Annotated in this window: 10 protein-coding genes; 5 read left to right on the plus strand and 5 right to left on the minus strand. The window is 70.1% G+C overall.

Annotated features, from left to right (window positions below):
• Positions 1–159 precede the first annotated feature (159 nt).
• The 4 genes from M0G41_RS14985 to M0G41_RS15000 all read right to left on the minus strand — a co-directional run bounded on the left by M0G41_RS14985 (position 160) and on the right by M0G41_RS15000 (position 5,447).
• On the minus strand, positions 160–1,593 hold the full coding sequence (locus M0G41_RS14985; protein WP_248210682.1) for a M28 family peptidase: 1,434 nt from the start codon (positions 1,591–1,593) through the stop codon (positions 160–162).
• Positions 1,594–1,732: 139 nt separating this feature from the next.
• Positions 1,733–2,563 carry a ferredoxin--NADP reductase gene (locus tag M0G41_RS14990; RefSeq protein ID WP_248210683.1) on the minus strand — a complete coding sequence of 277 codons (831 nt, stop codon included), beginning with the start codon at positions 2,561–2,563 and terminating at the stop codon, positions 1,733–1,735.
• Between the two features lie 61 nt (positions 2,564–2,624).
• Entirely contained in the window at positions 2,625–4,037 is a 1,413-nt protein-coding gene (locus M0G41_RS14995; RefSeq protein ID WP_248210684.1) for an FGGY family carbohydrate kinase, read from the minus strand.
• Between the two features lie 3 nt (positions 4,038–4,040).
• The gene (locus tag M0G41_RS15000) at positions 4,041–5,447 is read right to left on the minus strand and encodes an MBL fold metallo-hydrolase RNA specificity domain-containing protein (RefSeq protein WP_248210685.1); all 1,407 of its coding nucleotides are present in this window, start codon (positions 5,445–5,447) and stop codon (positions 4,041–4,043) included.
• Between the two features lie 118 nt (positions 5,448–5,565).
• On the opposite strand from M0G41_RS15000, the gene M0G41_RS15005 reads away from it, so the two are divergent.
• The 5 genes from M0G41_RS15005 to rapA all read left to right on the plus strand — a co-directional run bounded on the left by M0G41_RS15005 (position 5,566) and on the right by rapA (position 16,773).
• Complete coding sequence (locus M0G41_RS15005) at positions 5,566–6,903, plus strand: M16 family metallopeptidase (RefSeq protein ID WP_248210686.1); 1,338 nt, start codon at positions 5,566–5,568, stop codon at positions 6,901–6,903.
• A 14-nt stretch (positions 6,904–6,917) separates the two neighbouring features.
• Complete coding sequence (locus tag M0G41_RS15010; protein ID WP_248210687.1) at positions 6,918–8,309, plus strand: M16 family metallopeptidase; 1,392 nt, start codon at positions 6,918–6,920, stop codon at positions 8,307–8,309.
• A 689-nt stretch (positions 8,310–8,998) separates the two neighbouring features.
• A complete protein-coding gene (locus tag M0G41_RS15015; protein ID WP_248210688.1) occupies positions 8,999–11,746 on the plus strand; it encodes a M16 family metallopeptidase in 2,748 nt (915 codons plus the stop codon).
• Positions 11,747–11,941: 195 nt separating this feature from the next.
• Positions 11,942–13,909, plus strand: a complete 1,968-nt coding sequence (locus M0G41_RS15020; protein WP_248210690.1) for a M13-type metalloendopeptidase — start codon at positions 11,942–11,944, stop codon at positions 13,907–13,909.
• Positions 13,906–16,773: an RNA polymerase-associated protein RapA gene (gene rapA, locus M0G41_RS15025; protein WP_248210691.1), complete on the plus strand. Its 2,868-nt coding sequence runs from the start codon at positions 13,906–13,908 to the stop codon at positions 16,771–16,773. Before M0G41_RS15020 ends, rapA begins: the two co-directional genes overlap by 4 nt.
• Positions 16,774–16,908: 135 nt before the next feature.
• On the opposite strand, the gene M0G41_RS15030 is transcribed toward rapA, so the two are convergent.
• Positions 16,909–17,157 carry a DUF6868 family protein gene (locus M0G41_RS15030; RefSeq protein WP_248210693.1) on the minus strand — a complete coding sequence of 83 codons (249 nt, stop codon included), beginning with the start codon at positions 17,155–17,157 and terminating at the stop codon, positions 16,909–16,911.
• Positions 17,158–17,601 lie beyond the last annotated feature (444 nt).

Consider the following 17,601-nt stretch of genomic DNA (forward strand, 5'->3'; position numbering starts at 1 on the left):
GTTTGCTTTGCGGCGCAAACCGGACCTGGCAGCTGCGTTTCGCGTAGGAGCCAGCTTGCTGGCGATCGTCCCGTCCGGGGCGCCTATCGCCAGCAAGCTGGCTCCTGCATTCGGGTCTTGCGGTGCGTCTGCTTCGCGCCCGAACACCCCTCCGCGCGTTTAGCTGCCGGCGGGCGGGACGGGTTCGGTGGCGACCGGCTTGGCGGGGGTGCTGGATGCGCGCGGCGGAACCGGGCGCAGGTCGATGTCGCTGTCGGCGATCGCCCAGGTCAGGGCCGCATAGGCCGCGACCTGCTGGTCGAGGGCCTTGGGGTCGATCTTGTCGAGGGTGTCGTCGGCGGTGTGGTGGTAGTCGAAGTAATCGGTGCCGTCCTGACGCAGGGCGCCCCAGGGCACGCCGCCTTCCCAGAGCGGCAGGATGTCCGGGCCGGGGCCGCCGGGGGAACGGTCGACCTCGATGCCGAGCGGGGCGAGCACGCCGGCGAGCCGCTCCAGTTCGGGCCATTTCTCCGCATGGATGCCGGCGCGGAAGCCGTGGATGCGGCCTGCACCAAAATCGCTTTCCATGGCGAACACGTGGCGATCGAGGATCGCGGCATTGGTTTCGGCATAGCCCTTGGCGCCGAGCAGGCCGACCTCCTCGGCCGCGAAGGCGACCACCCGCACGCTGCGCCGCGGCGTCTCTTCCAGTGCAGCGATGGCAGCGCCGGCGGCAAAGGTGATGCCGATCCCGGCGCCGTCGTCCACCGCGCCGGTGCCGAGGTCCCAGGAGTCGAGGTGGGCGCCGATCAGGACGATGCCCGAGTCGGGCTCGCTGCCGGTGACCTCGCCGATCACGTTGTGGGTGACCACCTCACCGGCAAAGCCGGCGTCGATGTCGACCTCGATCTCGACCGGACCGCGCTTGAGCAGCCGCGAGAGCTGGTCGGCATCGGGGTTGGACAGGGCGGCGGCCGGAATGTCGCGGCCGTAGACAGCGCGCCGGGTGTTGCCGGTGTGCGGGAAGCGGTGGCTGTCGGTGCCGACCGAGCGCAGCAGGAATGCCCTGGCGCCGCGGGCGGCGGCCTCGCGCGGGCCTTCCGAGCGACCGTCCGCGGCCTTCCCATAGCCGGCGCCGTCGCGGTGGCGCTCCATTCGCAGGTTGATGAAGACGATCTTGCCGCGCAGGCGATCATCGTCGATGGCGCGCAGGGCGGACAGATCAGGCAGTTCCACCACCTCGCCGCGAAGCGGGCCCTCCGTGCCGACGCTGTGCCCCAGCGCAGTGATCAGCAAGGGCTGGGCAAAGGGGCCGAGCACGCGGGCGCGCTCGTGGCGTCGCAGCCAGAGCGGGATGGTTACCGGCTCCTTCCAGACCTTGTCGTAGCCCAGCTCGCGCAGCTTGGCCTCGGCCCAGGCCACCGCCCTCGCCTCGTCCTCGGTGCCGGCGAGGCGCGGGCCGATCTCGGTGGTCAGCGACTCGACGATGGCATAGCCCTCGCTGCCCGCCATCGCCTGGTCGCGCAGGCGCTCGGCGATCTCCATCCGCGGCGAGGCGCTGGCGGCGCCCACAAGCGTGAACAGGAGGGTGGCGGCGGACAGCTGCAGGCGCATGGGAACGGTTCCTGGCGGGCGGAACGCGCGAGTTTGCCGAAGCCGACGCGGGGTGTCAGCCGTGGCGGTCGCACTACGCGCTCCGGCGAGCTCCCGACGGGACGGAACGCCCGCGGACTGCCCGGCGGGCGCCTGCGGCCTACTTCTCGACGAACGCCCGTTCAAAGACGTACTGACCCGGCGTGCCGATCCGCGGCGCGGCGCTGAAGCCGCGGGCGTCGAGGATGCGGCGGAAGTCGGCCAGCATCTGCGGGCTGCCGCAGATCATCGCCCGGTCGTGCTCGGCGTCCAGCGCCGGCAGGCCCAGGTCGGCGGCCATCCGCCCGGAGTCCATCAGCTCGGTCAGCCTTCCCCGGGTGGCAAAGACCTCGCGGCTGACTGCCGGGTAGTAGCGGAGCTTGGCGGCGATGGTCTCTCCGAGGTACTCATGGCGCGGCAGCTCGTTCTCGATGTACTCGCGGTAGGCGAGGTCACCGACGCCGCGCACGCCATGGGTCACCACCACGTGCTCGAAGCGCTCGTAGGTTTCGGGGTCCTTGATCACCGACAGGAAGGGAGCAAGGCCGGTACCGGTGCCGAGCAGGTACAGGGTGCGCCCGGGCCACAGATCGGAGATCAGCAGGGTGCCGGTCGGCTTGCGGCTCACCAGCACCTCGTCGCCCTCGCGGATGTGCTGCAGGCGCGAGGTCAGTGGGCCATTCGGCACCTTGATGCTGAAGAACTCCAGCTGCTCCTCCCAGTTGGCGCTGGCAATCGAATAGGCACGCAGCAGCGGCTTGCCGTCGACCATCAGCCCCATCATCACGAACTGGCCATTGTCGAAACGCAGGCCATCGTCGCGGGTGGTGGTGAAGCTGAAGTACGAGTCGGTCCAGTGGCGCACGCTCTGGACGATCTCGATGGAGTACGGCTTGTTGGCGGCATCGCGGGTGGCGACGCGCGTGGGGTGCTCGTGGGTATCGGACAGCATGGGCGCAGGACAGCGGCAAAACGGCGCATAGGGTAGCCGATCGCCCCGCGACGGACCGCCCTCAGGCCGCGCGCGGATCCAGCATCTCGTTCATCCAGGCCTGCCAGGCACGCCACCGCTCCGAGGCCAGACCCGCGCCAGGCCCTGGCCTGATTCGCTGCATGCGGCGTCGTTCGGGGCCTTCGCAGCCGAGCAGGACGGCGGCCCCTGCCAGGCTGAGTTCGGTCTGCAGCGGCCGCAGCAGCTCGACGCCGGCTAGATCGGCAAGGCGCTGGACCAAGCCGTCGTCGGCTGCGAGTCCACCACCGGCCATGATCGGGCCGCTGGCCAGTCCCGCCGAGCGCATGCGCTCGAGATTGAGCTGCAGCAGGTGGACGAGGCCATCGGTGATGGCCGCCTGCCCTTCCTGCGCGGAGCGCGGCGGGCGGGAGAACCTTGGTGCGATGCCGCTTCGCCACAGCGGTGAACCCAGCCCGCCCACCGAATCAAGGAAGTGCGGGGTGTCAGCCTGTGACGGCGGGGTCGGGGACTCGATGCGCCGACCCTGGCTGGACCACCAGCCCAGCGCGCTGGCGGCGCCATTAACGGTGCCCTCGAGGACCTGGGCGGAAGGCGCGGCGCGGCCGGGCAGCACGCTGTGCTGGAGGTCGGCCTCGTCGGCATCGGCCCCGGCGAGCAGGAAGGCCCCGGTACCGAGGTTGGCCACCGCCTCGCCCGGCGCAAGCGACAGCGCCGCGGGCAGCAGGTTCTGGTCGCCGGCGCACAGGCGGACAGGGACATCGAGATGGCCGACCGGCAGCGTTCCGAACCCGGCCAGATCGGTGCTGGGCCTGGGCAGGCTGGCGGGATCGATGCCGAAGGCGGCGCACAGCGCATCGCTCCATCGGTGCGCCGCCGGCTCGAAAAGCAGGCTGCGCTGGGCAAGACTGGCCGGACAGACGTACGGCGCCTCACGCAGCAGGCGGAACAGCAGGAAGCTGCCCAGCGGGCCCCAGCCGAGCCGCCCCTCGCGCTGGGCCTGCTGCACGGCGGGCAACCGCGCGGCGCACCAGGCCAGCTTGCTGGCGCCGAGGAATGCGCTGGGCCGCATGCCCGTGCACCGGGCCACCTCTGCGTCATCCAGGCCCGCCGCGTCGAGCAGCGCCACGCCGCGTACGTCCTGCCACGAGATCACGGGAGACAGCGCCTCACCGCTAGCCTGATCCCAACAGACGATGCTGGCCCGCTGGCAGCTGATGCCGGCAGCCTGCACCGCGGCGACGGTCTCGCCATACAGGTGGCCGAGCACATCGATCGCGTCACGCAGGGCTCGCAGCAAGGCCTCGGCGTCGTGCTCGACCCAGCCGGGCTGCGGATGCGCCACGCCCACCTCACGCCGTTCCATCGCAACGAAAACGCCCCGCTCATCGACCAGCACGGCACGCAGCGACTGGCCGCCGATATCGAGCAGCAGGCAGTGGGCCGCCCGGGGCATCGCTCAGACCTCGATGCTGCCGCGCGCCCGGGCCAGTGTGACCCGGGCCCTGAACTGCTTCTGCAGCACGCCGGCCAGCGCCTCGCGCGCCTCGTCCTCGCCGTGGACCAGCGCCACCGGGGGATGCCCGTTGAAATGCCCGTACCAGGCCGCCAGCTGGCCCTGGTCGGCATGCGCGGAGAGCCCGCCGATGGTGTGGCGACGGGCGCGTACCCGGATCTTCTCGCCGAATATATTGACGAAGTCGGCGCCGTCGACCAGCTGCCTGCCAAGGGTGCCGCGGGCCTGGTAGCCGACGAAGATGATGTCGCAGTTCTCCCGCCACAGATTGTGGCGCAGGTGGTGGCGGATGCGACCGCCGTTGCACATGCCCGAGCCGGCGATGATGATCTGCCCGGAGGCGCGGCGATTGACCGCCATGCTGTCCTGCACGTCGACCACGGTGCGCAGGTTGGGTAGGCGGAACGGATGCGGCCCCTTCTCGAACATGGCCCGGGTTTGCGCATCGAACAGCGGGGTATGCCGCTGGTACAGCTCGGTCACCCGCGCGGCCATCGGCGAGTCGAGGATGATCTGCCAGCGCTCCAGCCCCCACTCCTTCCAGTAGCGCGCCAGCCAGTAGAGCAGCTCCTGGGAGCGGCCGACCGCGAAGGCGGGAATCAGCACGTTGCCGCCGTCCTCGTGGGCCTTCTCGAGCACCCGTCCCAGCTCGTCGATGGTCTCCCGGCGCGAGCGGTGGTTGCGGTCGCCGTAGGTGCTTTCCATCAGCACCAGGTCGGCCTGCCGCATGGGCGTCGGGTCGCGCATGATCGGTGCGTGGTCGGGGCCCAGATCGCCCGAGAAGACCAGGGTGCGGCGCTGGCCGGACTGCTCCACCACCAGCTCGACGATGGCCGCGCCAAGGATATGCCCGGCGTCCTCGAAGCACAGGGTGATGCCGGGCAGGATCTCGCGGCGCTCGCCATAGTCCATCGGCTTGAACAGGCGCAGCGTGTCGTGGACGTCGCGCAGCAGGTAGAGCGGCTCGACCAGGGCCTCGCCGCGACGCTGTCGGCCGCGATTGTCGCGCTCGGCGTCGGCGGCAGCCAGGCGCGCCGAGTCCTCAAGCATGATGCGGGCAAGGTCGGCAGTGGCGCGGGTGGCATAGATCGGCCCGGCGTAGCCGCGCCTGACCAGCAGGGGCAGTCGGCCGATGTGGTCGATATGGGCGTGACTGGCGACCACGGCGTCGAGGCCTGACGGGTCGAAGCCGAAACCGGCTGCATTGCGGCCGCGCTCGTCGCGACCACCCTGGATCAGCCCGCAGTCGAGCAGCACACGATGCCCCAGCGCCTCGACCAGGTGCCGCGAGCCGGTGACCTCGCCGACCGCCCCGTGGAAGCGGACCCGGATCAGTGCCTTCCTCGCCATCGCGGATCTCCAGCGGGCCGTGATTGAAAGGTATCACGGGGCCTGCAGGACCTTGCGCACTTGCCGTGCCGGTACCTGCTGTCTATAAGGCAGGGCTTGCCCACCAGCGGGACCCGCCATGCCCCTCGTCCAATCCCTGCGCCGCCTGCTTGCCGGCGCCCTGCTCTGCGCCGCGCTGCCGGCTGTCGCCGCACCGGCCGCCGATGATCGCGGCATCGAGAGCCGCACCCTCGACAACGGCCTGCAGGTCATCGTCTGGCCCGACCATGACATCCCAAACGTCGCGCTGTACACCTTCTACAAGGTCGGCGGACGCAACGAGTACCCGGGCATCACCGGCATCGCCCACTACTTCGAACACATGATGTTCAACGGCACCCAGCGCCGCGCGCCGGGGTCCTTCGACCGCGAGATGGAGGCGGCAGGCGGCAGCAACAACGCGTACACCAGCAACGACCTCACCGTGTACCAGGACTGGTTCCCGGTGACCTCGCTGGAGACGATCTTCGACCTCGAGGGCGACCGCATGGCCAACCTCGACTTCGACCCCAAGGTGGTCGAGAGCGAGCGCGGGGTGGTCTACTCCGAGCGCCGCACGCGGGTCGACAACGACAACTTCGGCGCGCTGTTCGAGCAGCTGATGGCGACCGCCTTCGTCGCCCATCCCTATCAGTTCCCGGTCATCGGCTGGCCTTCGGACATCGAGAACTGGACCATCGACCAGCTGCGCGATTTCTACCGCACCTACTACGCGCCGAACAACGCAGTGATGCTGGTGGTCGGCGCGGTCGAGCCCAGGCGGGTGTTCGAGCTGGCCGAACAGTACATTGGCAAGATCCCCGCCCAGCCGGCGCCGCGCCCGGTCACCACGGTCGAGCCCGAGCAGCAGGGCGAACGCCGGGTGGTGGTGAACAAGGCCGCCCAGGTACCGATCCTGGCCATGGGCTACCACGCCACGCGCGCCGCCGATCCCGACAGCACGGCGCTGGAACTGCTGGCTGCGATCCTCGGTCAGGGACGCTCCTCGCGACTCAACCAGGCCCTGGTGGAGCAGGCCCAGGCCGCGGTCCAGGCCGGCACCTCGTTCCGCCCCGGCTTCGATCCCTCGCTGTTCCTGGTCTACGCGGTCGGCACGCCGGGCGGTGACCTGGGCAAGCTCGAAGCACTGGTCGACGCCGAACTCGACAAGTTGGTCAAGGAGGGCATTGCCGAGAGCGAGCTGGAGAAGGCGCGCAACCAGGCCCTGGCCAGCTTCTGGCGCAGCCAGGCGACGATCTCCGGCAAGGCCCAGGCGCTGGGCAGCTACCAGGTCTTCCACGGCGACTACCGCAAGCTGTTCGAGGCGCCCGAGCGCTTCGCCGCGGTGACCAGCGCCGACATCCAGCGCGTCGCGGCCAGGGTGCTGCGCCGCGAGAACCGCACGGTGGGCACCCTCGTCCCCACCGCCGAAGACTGAGCCAGGAGCCTGCCATGCGAATGATCCACTGCCTGATGGGCCTGGCCCTCGCCCTTCCTGTCGCGGCCAGCGACGGGATCAAGCTTCCGGCCTTCGAGCGAAGCACGCTCGACAATGGCGCCACCCTGATCACCATGCCGCGCGACGATGTCCCCATGGTCGCCCTTAGCATGCAGATCCGCGGCGGCAGCCTGGCCGACGGCCAGGGCAAGGAGGGCACCGCAGAACTCCTCGCCCAGCTGCTTCAGAAGGGCGCGGGTGATCGCGACGCTGCGGCCTTCGCCGAAGCGGTCGACGCCGTCGGCGGCCGGCTGAGCGTCTCGGCAAACCGCGAGTCGCTGGTCATCGGCGCCGAGTTCCTGGCCAAGGACGCGCCGCTGATGGTCGAGCTGGTCTCCGACCTGCTGCTGCGGCCGAAGCTCGAGGAAGCCGAGTTCGACAAGGTGCGCACCCGCGCCATCCAGTCGATCAAGGCGGCCAAGGACAGCGGCCCTGACCAGCTGATCGGCAGCTATGGCAATGCCTGGCTGTTCGCCGGACACCCCTATTCGCGACCCAGCGGCGGCGACGAGACCAGCCTTGCCGCGGTGAGCCTCGCCGACCTCAAGGCCTTCCGCACCGCCCACCTCGGCGCCGATCGCGCGACCATCGCCGTGGTGGGTGATTTCGAGCCGGCGAGCCTGCGCGCAAGCCTGGAGAAAGCCCTTGCCGGCTGGGACAAGGCCCAGGACGAGCGCCCGGCCGTCGAGGCCGCGCCCCGGGTCGAGGGCCGCCGCGTGCTGCTGGTCGACAAGCCCGGTGCCACCCAGACCTATTTCTGGCTGGGCAACGTCGGCGCCGCCGTCGATGCACCCGAGCGCACCGCCCAGGATCTGGTGCAGACCGTGTTCGGCGGCCGCTTCACCTCCATGCTGAACACCGCGCTTCGCGTGGAGAGCGGCCTGACCTATGGCGCCCGCGCGCGGATCGATCGTCTGGCCCGCCCCGGCGCCGCCTCGATCGCCTCGTTCACCCGCACCGACGCCACCGCGCAGGCGCTGGACCTGACCCTCGAGGTGATCGACCGCCTGCATGCGCAGGGCATCGATCAGCCCATGCTGGAGTCGGGCCGACGCTACATGCTGGGACAGTTTCCACCGCGCCTGGAAACCCACGCCCAGCTCGCCGGCCGCCTGACCGAGCTGGATCTCTACGGGCTCGGCCGCGATGAGGTCGAGGGCCTGGCCGCGCGGCTTGCGGCGCTGGATGTCGCACAGGTCAACGCCGCCCGCGAGGTGTTCCCGACCCGCGACCACCTCGCCATCGTCCTGATCGGCGACGCAGCGCAGATCCGCGAAGTCGCGGCGAAGTACGGCGAGGTCACCGAGATGGCCCTGTCCGACCCGCGCTTCATCCCGAAGCGCTGAGGCCCGGTGCACCGACCGCCCGGGACTCGGGCGGTCGGCGAAAATGGGCGCGAAATTCACATTCACCCCGGTGCATCAATTGGGCCGATGTTCTGTGGGAGTGCCCTTGGGCGCGACCGCGGAGTTCCGCTCTGACCGCGGTCTGTGATGGATCCGTAGTTCCGCGGTCGCGCCCGGGGGCGCTCCTGCAGTCGGGCTTCGTCGGGCGTCAGCGAAGCTCCATAGGGTGCGGCTGGCCGCACCGATACGGGCGTTCGGACGCTACGACCGGTGCGGCCAGCCGCACCCTATGAAAGGCTGCTTCGTGCCCTTCTGTCGCGTCCAGGTTCCCCCGCTTCGACCGCACTCTCGCAACTCAACGAGATCCGACTGTGGGAGTGCCCTTGGGCGCGACCGCGGAGTTCCGCTCTGACCGCGGTCTGTGGTGGATCCGTAGTTCCGCGGTCGCGCCCGGGGGCGCTCCTGCAGTCGGGCTTCGTCGGGCGTCGGCGAAGCTCCATAGGGTGCGGCTGGCCGCAGCGAAACGGGCGTTCGGACGCTACGACCGGTGCGGCCAGCCGCACCCTATGGATGTCCGCGTTTGGTCGCCTGCACGACCACGGCTGATCGTCTGTCGACATGCTCCGGTTACACTCCCGACCCGTTGGCGCCGAGGCGGCGCCGAATCTGGTCCGGTTCCGGAGATTCCGATGAGAACACCCCGTTTCCTCGCTGCCCTTCTGCTTGGCCTGCTGGTCGCGGCGCCCGCCCTGGCCCTCGCGCCGCCCGAGGGCATGAAGCAGGTCACCTCGGTCGAGGGCATCACCGAGTACCGGATGGAGAACGGGCTGCGCGTGCTGCTGTTCCCGGACCCGAGCAAGCCCACGGTGACCGTCAACATCACCTACGAGGTCGGCTCCCGGCACGAGAACTACGGCGAGACCGGCATGGCGCACCTGCTTGAGCACCTGCTGTTCAAGGACACGCCGACGCACAAGGACATCCCCGGCGAGATGAAGAAGCGCGGCATCCGCTTCAACGCCACCACCTGGCTGGATCGCACCAACTACTTCTCCAGCTTCGCCGCGGACGAGGAGATCCTCGACTGGCTGCTGCGCCTGGAGGCCGACCGCATGGTCAACTCCCTGGTGCGCCGCGAGGACCTCGACTCCGAGATGACCGTGGTCCGCAACGAGATGGAGGCCGGCGAGAACAACCCGGTCGGCATGCTGATCAGCCGTATCTCCTCGGTCGGCCATCTCTGGCACAACTACGGCAACTCGACCATCGGCGCACGGGCCGACATCGAGAACATGCCCATCGAGCGGCTGCAGGACTTCTACCGCCGCTACTACCGTCCGGACAACGCCACCCTGCTGGTGGCCGGGCGCATCGATCCACAGCGCACGCTTGCCGAGATCGCCAAGGCCTTCGGGGCGATCGGGAAGCCGGCCACGCCGGTTCCCGCCACCTACACCCGCGAGCCGACCCAGGATGGGGAGCGCGAGGTCAACGTGCGCCGCGTCGGCGAGACCCGCTACCTCGGCGTCGGCTACCACGGCCCCTCCGGTCGCCACGAGGACTTCGCCCCGCTCTCGCTGCTGATCGACATCCTCGGCGATACCCCGACCGGCCGCTTGCACAAGACCCTGGTCGAAGGAAAGCTCGCCACCTTCGTCGGCGCCTTCGACCTTGCGCTGGCCGAGCCGGGCTACCTGATGTTCCTCGCCGAGGCACCCAAGGACGGCGACTTCGACGCGCTGGAGTCGGGCATGCTCGCCTTGCTCGAGGACATCGCCGCGACGCCGATCACCCAGGCCGAACTGGACGACGCCAAGCGCCGTTTCGAGAAGGGCGTCGAGCAGACCATCAATGACGCCAACCGGCTGGCGATGAGCCTGTCGGAATCCATCGCCCAGGGCGACTGGCGGCTGTTCTTCCTCGCCCGCGACCGGATCGAGGCGGTGACGCTCGACGACGTCAACCGCGTGGCGGCCTACTACCTCAAGCGCAGCAACCGCACGCTGGGGCGCTTCATCCCGACCGCCGAGCCCGACCGCACCGAGATCAGCGAAGCCAAGCCCGCCTCCGAGCTGCTCGAGGGCTACACCGGGCGGGCCGCCGTGGCCGCCGGCGAGGCCTTCGAGGCGACCCCCGCCAACATCGATGCGCGCACCCAGCTGGCCGAGCTGTCGAACGGCACCGAGCTGTCCCTGCTCAGCAAGGAAACCCGCGGTGACACCGTGGTGTTCAGCATGATCTTCCGCTTCGGCAGCGAGGCGGACGTCACCGGCCGTGCGCTGGCCGGCTCGATGGTCGGCTCGATGCTCACCCGCGGCAGTGCGAAGCGTTCGCGCGAGGACATTTCCCGCCGGCTGGACGAGCTGAAGGCCAGCGTCGGCTTCTCGGGCTCCGCGCAGTCGGTGAGCGTCAGCGGCAACACGCTGCGCCAGCACCTGCCCGAGGTGCTCGACCTGGTCGCCGAGCTGCTTCGTGAGCCGGCCTTCCCGGAGGCGGAATTCGAGCAGCTGCGGACCCAGCTGATCACCGGGGTGGAAAGCCAGATGACCGAGCCCCAGGCGATCGCCGCCAATGCGCTGGGTCGCCACTTCAGTCCCTGGCCGAAGGGTCACCCGTTCTACGCCGAGACCTTTGCCGAGCAGATCGCCGCACTGCGTGAGGTCAAGCTGGACGAGCTGCGCCGGTTCCATGCCGAGTTCTACGGCAGCGGCGACGGCGAGATCGCCCTGGTCGGCGACTTCGACGCGGCCGAGACCGGCGCCCGCCTGGAGCAGCTGTTCGCCGACTTCACCCGCGGCCGGCCCTTCGTCCGCATCGCCAACCCGTATCGCGAGGTCGAGGCGGCCCGCGAGAAGCTGGAGGCGCCGGACAAGGCCAACGCCATGTGGATCGTCCGCGCCGACCTGCCGATCTCCGACATCCATGCGGACTATCCCGCCCTGGTCGTCGCCAACTATGTGCTCGGTGGTGGCTCGCTGAAGTCGCGCCTGGCCGATCGGATCCGCCAGCGTGATGGCCTGAGCTACGGCGTCGGTTCGCAGTTCAGCGCCGGCGCCCTCGACGAGCGGGCGACGCTGGCCGCCTATGCCATCGCCGCGCCGGAGAACATCGACAAGGTCGACGCGGCCTTCGACGAGGAGCTGGCCCTGCTGCTGGAGAAGGGCATCACCGAGGCCGAGTTCCGCGATGCGGTGGATGGCCTGCTGAAAGCCCGGCGCACCAGCCGGGGCGAGGACAACGCACTGGTCGGCATGCTGCGCGGGCAGCGCTACCTCGACCGGAACATGGCCTTCGAGGCCGCCTTCGACAGCGCCCTGCAGTCGCTCGACGTCGAGGCGGTGAACGACGCAGCTCGCAGGCACTTCGGCCCGCTGAAGTTCTCCCGCTTCATGGCCGGCGATTTCGCCAAGGTCGCGGCAGGCAAGGGCGAGGAGTAAGGCGCGCGACTGGCGTCGGGCCTGCCTTCCGGCCTGCCGCAATGCTCCACCCGTTCGGGCTTAAATATCGAAGCCCGGACGGGCGCGGCCGATGGCAAGGCCGGGCGGCGTTTGCGCGGCGCTGGCGAAAATCCCGAGGCAGGAAGCGTGGCGCAGGGGCTACAATCGCGGGCTTCGCCGCAAGACCAAGGGCCCATGGCCGCCATTCGCCTTACCCTGCTGCTCGCCGCGACGCTGGCAAGCAGCCAGACCGACGCACTCGAGAAGCTCGACCCCCGCGACTTCGCCACCGAAGTCGCGGCCTGCACGGATCTCTACCAGTTCGCCAACGGCGGCTGGCTGAAGAACACCCCCGTCCCGGCCGATGCCTCGAGGATCAATCGGTTCAGTGAGCTGAAGTCGGCGGTCCGCGGGCAGCGGATCGCGCTTCTGCAGGCGATCATGCGCGAGCCGACCGACCCGCTCGACACGCCGATCGCCCTGCTTGCGCGCTCGACGCTGGACGAGAACCTGCTGCGCGCTGCGCGCGACACCACGCTGGCCGCCCTGCTGCCCGCACTGCAGGGTTTCGAGCATCGCGACCAGGTCCCCGAGCTGCTGCGCGCCTACCAGGAACGCGGCATCCCCGTGCTGGTGCGCTTCTCGGCCGGCAGCAAGAAGGACGTGCTGCGCATCACGGCGCAGCCGCTCGGCCTGCCCGACCCGGCGTTCTACACCCGCCAGGACGCCCCCACCCGCGAGTGGCTGGGCCGCTACCGCGCCTACATCGAATCCCTGCTGCCCCTGGTGGGCAGCACCGATCCGGCTTCCGACTCGGCCTGGGTCATCGACCTCGAGTCGCGGGTGGCTGCGGCGGCGACCGCGCCGGCGCCGGAGACCCTGTCCCTTCGCGACCTCGAACGGCGCTTCCCGCTGCTCGACCTCCGCAAGCTGATCCGGGCCAAGGGGCTGGATGGCTACCGCAGCATCGAACTTGCCGGGGCCGACCAGCTGCTGGCAGTGGAACGCCTGGTCAAGGAGCTGCACCCGGTGCAGTGGCGCGCCTGGCTGCGTTTCCGCCTCGCCCACCTGCTCGCCCCCTACCTGGATGCCCCGTTCCGCGAGCCGTACGAGCGCTTCGTCCGCCGCGGCCTGCACGGCAGCGAGCCCCCGGCCACCGCCGAGGACCGCGCGCTGGAGATCGTCGAGCTCTGGCTCGGCGATGCCTTCGCCCAGCGCTACATCGACACCTACTTCGACGCCGCCCGTCAGGAGGCCGCCCGCACCCTGTTCGGCGAACTGCGCGAAAGCCTGGCCCTGGCCATCCCGGCACAGACGCGCTGGAGCGAGGAAACCCGCGAGACCGCGCTGGCCAAGCTGAAGGCGCTGGAACTGGACCTGCGCATTCCCGGTCAGCGCCCGGATCTCGCTTCGCTGACCCTCGACGCCGGCACCCTGGTCGGCAATGTGCTGGCCATCAACCGCTGGCAGCCGCGGCATGGCGGCGGCTTCCTTCCCGGCGGCCAGACCGACGCGCTGCGCCCGCAGCTCGGTTACCTGCGCGAGCAGAACCGCCTGCTGGCCAGCCCCGGGCTCTGGCAGGCGCCGCTGTTCGACCCTGCTGCCGAACCCGCGGTGCGCTACGGCGGCATCGGCGCCCTGCTCGCCCATGAGCTGGCCCACGGCTTCGACCTTGGCGGAGCCAGCTTCAACGCCAAGGGCGCCCCTGTCGCCTGGTGGGAGGAGGCCGAGCGCGCGGCCTGGATCAGCGCCACCCAGCCGCTGGTCGCCCAGTACTCCGCCTATCCGGGCCTCGGCGAGCGTCCGCTGGATGGCGCGCGCCTGCTGCCCGAGAACGTCGCCGACCTCGCCGGCCTGGAGCTCGCCTGGGCCGCCTTCCGTCGCGCCCAGGCGGACCTCTCCGTTCCCGCGCAGCACGCCCTGACTCCGGCCCAGCGCTTCTTCGTCACCTGGGCCAGCCTGTGGCGCGAGAACGCCAGCGAGGATGCCCGCCGCGCCGAACTGCTGCACGCGGCGCAGGCGCCTGCGCGCTACCGCGCTATCGGGCCCCTGCCCCATCTGCCGGGGTTCGCGGAAGCCTTTGGCTGCAAGCCCGGCCAGCCCATGCTGCAGGCGCCGTCGCGGGTCCAGCTGTGGGCGGCCACGGAGGATGCGGCGCAGTGAGTCCCTTCGTCCCCGGCCAGCGCTGGTTCTCCACGGCCGAACCCGAACTGGGCCTCGGCACGGTCATGCGCGTGGTCGCGCGCAGCGTGCAGATCGTCTTCACCGGTACCGGCGTGGTGCGCCAGTACGCGATGACCAGTGCACCGCTGGCCCGCGCCAACTTCCGCGCCGGCGAGCGGATCCGCATCGACGGCCGCGAACTGGACGTCGAGGAGGTCGCCGAGGCCGCCGGGCTGCTCCGCTACCGCGGCGGCAGCGACTGGTACGAAGAAGGCCAGCTCGACGCCGAGCAGCCGGTCTCCAAGGCCGACAGCCGACTGCTCGGTGGGCGCGTCGACCGCAACCGTGCCTATGAATTCCGCCTCGAGTCCCTGCGGCGGCGCGCCCAGGCCCAGGCGCATGCGGGCTGGGGCATCCTCGGCGCGCGCATCGATCTGATCCCGCACCAGCTGCGGGTGGCCGAGATCGCCGCCGCGCGTCGTCCGCCACGCCTGCTGCTGGCTGACGAGGTAGGCCTTGGCAAGACCATCGAGGCCTGCCTGATCGTGGCCCAGCTGCTGGCCAGCGGCCGTGCCTCCCGGACCCTGATCCTGGTGCCCGAGGCCCTTGTCCACCAATGGTTCGTCGAGCTGCTGCGCCGCTTCAACCTGCGCTTCGCGATCTTCGACGAGGAGCGCTGCGAGTCGATGGAGCTGGGCGGCGACGCCAGCAACCCGTTCGAGGACGAGCAGGGCGTGATCGCCGCCATCGGCTGGCTGGCCGCCGACGACGAGCGCCGCGAGCAGCTGCTGGAAGCCGGATGGGACGTGCTGGTGGTCGACGAGGCGCACCATCTGGAGTGGTCACCCGAGGAGGCCAGCCCGGCCTACCGGCTGGTGGAGGCGCTGGCCGAGAAGGTACCAGCCGTGATCCTGCTCAGCGCCACGCCGGAGCAGCTCGGCCGCAGCGGGCACTTCGCCCGCCTGCGCCTGCTCGACCCGGCGCGCTATGCCTCGCTCGAAACCTTCCTCGCCGAGAGCGACCAGCTGATCTCGGTCTCCGCCGCGGTCGAGTCCCTGCTCGATGGCGCGGCGCCCGACACCGCCCAGCGCGAGGCGCTGGCACCGCTGTTCAGCAGCGACCCCGAGTCCCTGGCCCGCCACCTCGACGACATCGATGCCGCCAGCGAGGAGCGCCGCGCCCTGGCCGTTTCGCGCCTGGTCGACGAGCTGGTCGATCGCCACGGCGTCGGTCGCTCGATGATCCGCAACCGCCGCGCCGCGGTCGGCGGCTTCCCCAAGCGCATCAAGCATCTCGCCACCCTGCCGGCGGGCGAGGACCGCGCCCTGCTCGGCCGTCTGCTCGCCGAGTTCCTCGCCGACGTCGGCGTGCCCGGGCACGCCGAGCCGGAGCACGACTACACCCGCGATCCGCGGCTTGACTGGCTGCTCGCGCTGCTTGAACGCATCGCGCCCGCGAAGTGCCTGCTGCTGTGCCGCTCGCGGTCCAAGGTGCAGGCGCTGGAAGAGGCCCTGCGCCTGCGCTCCGGACTCCAGGTCGCGCGCTTCCACGAAGACATGAATCTGCTGCAGCGCGATCGCAACGCGGCCTTCTTTGCCCAGGCCGACGGTGCCCGCCTGCTGATCGCCTCGGAAATCGGCGCCGAGGGCCGCAATTTCCAGTTCGCCCAGCACCTTGTGCTCTGGGACCTGCCGGCCGATCCGGACATGCTCGAGCAGCGCATCGGCCGCCTCGACCGCATCGGCCAGCGCGGCCATGTGCAGATCCACGCCGCGGTGGTCGAGGGCAGCCCGCAGCAGCTGCTCCTGAGCTGGTTCGACGAGGGCCTCGGCGCCTTCGAGCAGGTCTGCGCCGACGGCCGCGAGCTGCTGCACGAGTTCGGTCAGGACCTGATCGACCTCGCCAGCCTCGACGCCGACGACGAGGAACAGGACGCGGCGCTGGCCGAGCTGGTGGCCGCCACCCGCGCGCGCCACGCCGAGCTGAGCGAGGCGATCCAGAACGGTCGCGATCGCCTGCTGGAGATCGCCAGCCAGCGTGGCGCCGCCAAGGGCCGACTGCTGCAGGCCCTGCGCCTGGACGATGACCTGGCCCACGTCGACGACTACCCGCTGCGCCTGTTCGAGCAGTTCGGCGTGCATAACGAGACGATTGCTCCGGGCGTCGTCCTGCTCGATCCCGAGTACCTGACGCTGGACGCCTTCGAAGAGTTCAAGGACGGCCCGCGCCAGGCGACGCTGGACCGCGCCCAGGCGCTGGCCCGCGACGACCTGCTCTATCTGCGCCCTGACCATCCGATGGTGCTGTCGGCGCAGGAGCTGCTGCTCTCGGCCGAGTCCGGCAACGCCGCCTTCCTGGTCGATGACGCCCTGCCTGCGCGCACCGTGGTGCTGGAGGCGGTCTATGTGCTCGAGTGCATCGCCGACCGCGCCCTGCAGGTCGGACGCTTCCTGCCGCCCGAACCGGTGGTGGTGGCCGTGGATACGCGCCTGCAGCTGCGCGAAGGCTTCCATCCCAGCACCCGCTCGATCGAGCGCGCGGCGGACCGCCTCGTCGACCTGCAGCGCCTGCGCAAGCCGATCGCCACCCTGCTGCCGCCGATGCTCAAGCGCGCCGGCGAAGAGGCCACCAAGCTGGCCGGCGAGCGCGCCGAACAGGCCGCCGCCACCGCGGACAGCCTGCTCGGCCACGAGGTCGAGCGCCTGGCCGCACTGGCGCGGATCAACCCGGCGGTGCGTGAGGACGAGATCGCCCGCCTCGAAGCCGAACGCGAGGCGGTGCTCGCCGCCCTGCCCCAGGCGCGCCCCCGCCTCGACGCCCTGCGCCTGGTGGTCAGCCCGGATTTCCTGCGTTTGGCCAGCTGATCCGCTGCGCCACGCCGCGGCGCAGCGGGTGCAAGCATAGGACGCCGCTCGACCAGTCGCACGATCAGGGCGCCGTCCTGGCGCACCGCTCTGACATCGCCTCCGCTGCGGGCCCTCCTCCGGAGCCGCTCCTGCTCAGCCACCCTCCATCCACCACAGCACGATCAACGGCGTCAGGTTGAACAGGATGACGCCGATCTTGAACAGGCCCATGCCGCCGTAGTGGAGAGCGTCGAAGACCGGCTCCGAGAGTCGGAACCAGCGCCCGTGAAGGGCGCGTATCCCATCGCGGAAGAAGACCAGGGCGAGGAACCAGATCACCAGGATCGCGTAGTTCACCGCCAGCGAGCAGAGCAGGAAGCGGAACAGGAAGTCGGTGTCCATGAGCGGGGCCTCGCACAGGGCGGCACCTCATCGTATCGACCTCGCCCGGCGCCAGCTTGCGAAGGATCAAGCCGACCTACCCACTCCCTTCCAAACGCCCGCGACCCGACCACCCTTGCCCAACCGATTCAACACCTTGGTCGACCAATCTGAACTCGGCATGCAGCGGGGTGACCGGCTGATTTCGGCCAGGAGTGTGCGTAGCGGAAGGTGAACTCCGGGCGCGAAGTTCGCATTCGCCCCGGTCCCGCTGTAGGAGCCAGCTTGCTGGCGATAGGCGCCCCGGATGGGACGATCGCCAGCAAGCTGGCTCCTTGTACATTGGATCCGGCTTCAGATTCGCCTATACCACCGGTCGATTTCCGGGGAAGCCGCTTGCTCCTTGGGGCAGCTTTGGCTGACCTCGTATGTAGAGCGGCTCCCCGCCCCATTTGCAGAGCACGA

The sequence above is a fragment of the Pseudomarimonas salicorniae genome, assembly GCF_023156535.1.
Lineage (GTDB): Bacteria > Pseudomonadota > Gammaproteobacteria > Xanthomonadales > Xanthomonadaceae > Pseudomarimonas > Pseudomarimonas salicorniae.

Bases quoted from the DNA above. Each gene is read 5' to 3' on its own strand.
- M0G41_RS15000 (WP_248210685.1), bottom strand. From the start codon at position 5,447: ATGGCGAGGAAGGCACTGATCCGGGTCCGCTTCCACGGGGCGGTCGGC.
- M0G41_RS14990 (WP_248210683.1), bottom strand. From the start codon at position 2,563: ATGCTGTCCGATACCCACGAGCACCCCACGCGCGTCGCCACCCGCGAT.
- M0G41_RS15030 (WP_248210693.1), bottom strand. From the start codon at position 17,157: ATGGACACCGACTTCCTGTTCCGCTTCCTGCTCTGCTCGCTGGCGGTG.
- M0G41_RS15015 (WP_248210688.1), top strand. From the start codon at position 8,999: ATGAGAACACCCCGTTTCCTCGCTGCCCTTCTGCTTGGCCTGCTGGTC.
- M0G41_RS15020 (WP_248210690.1), top strand. From the start codon at position 11,942: ATGGCCGCCATTCGCCTTACCCTGCTGCTCGCCGCGACGCTGGCAAGC.
- M0G41_RS14985 (WP_248210682.1), bottom strand. From the start codon at position 1,593: ATGCGCCTGCAGCTGTCCGCCGCCACCCTCCTGTTCACGCTTGTGGGC.
- M0G41_RS15005 (WP_248210686.1), top strand. From the start codon at position 5,566: ATGCCCCTCGTCCAATCCCTGCGCCGCCTGCTTGCCGGCGCCCTGCTC.
- M0G41_RS15010 (WP_248210687.1), top strand. From the start codon at position 6,918: ATGCGAATGATCCACTGCCTGATGGGCCTGGCCCTCGCCCTTCCTGTC.
- M0G41_RS14995 (WP_248210684.1), bottom strand. From the start codon at position 4,037: ATGCCCCGGGCGGCCCACTGCCTGCTGCTCGATATCGGCGGCCAGTCG.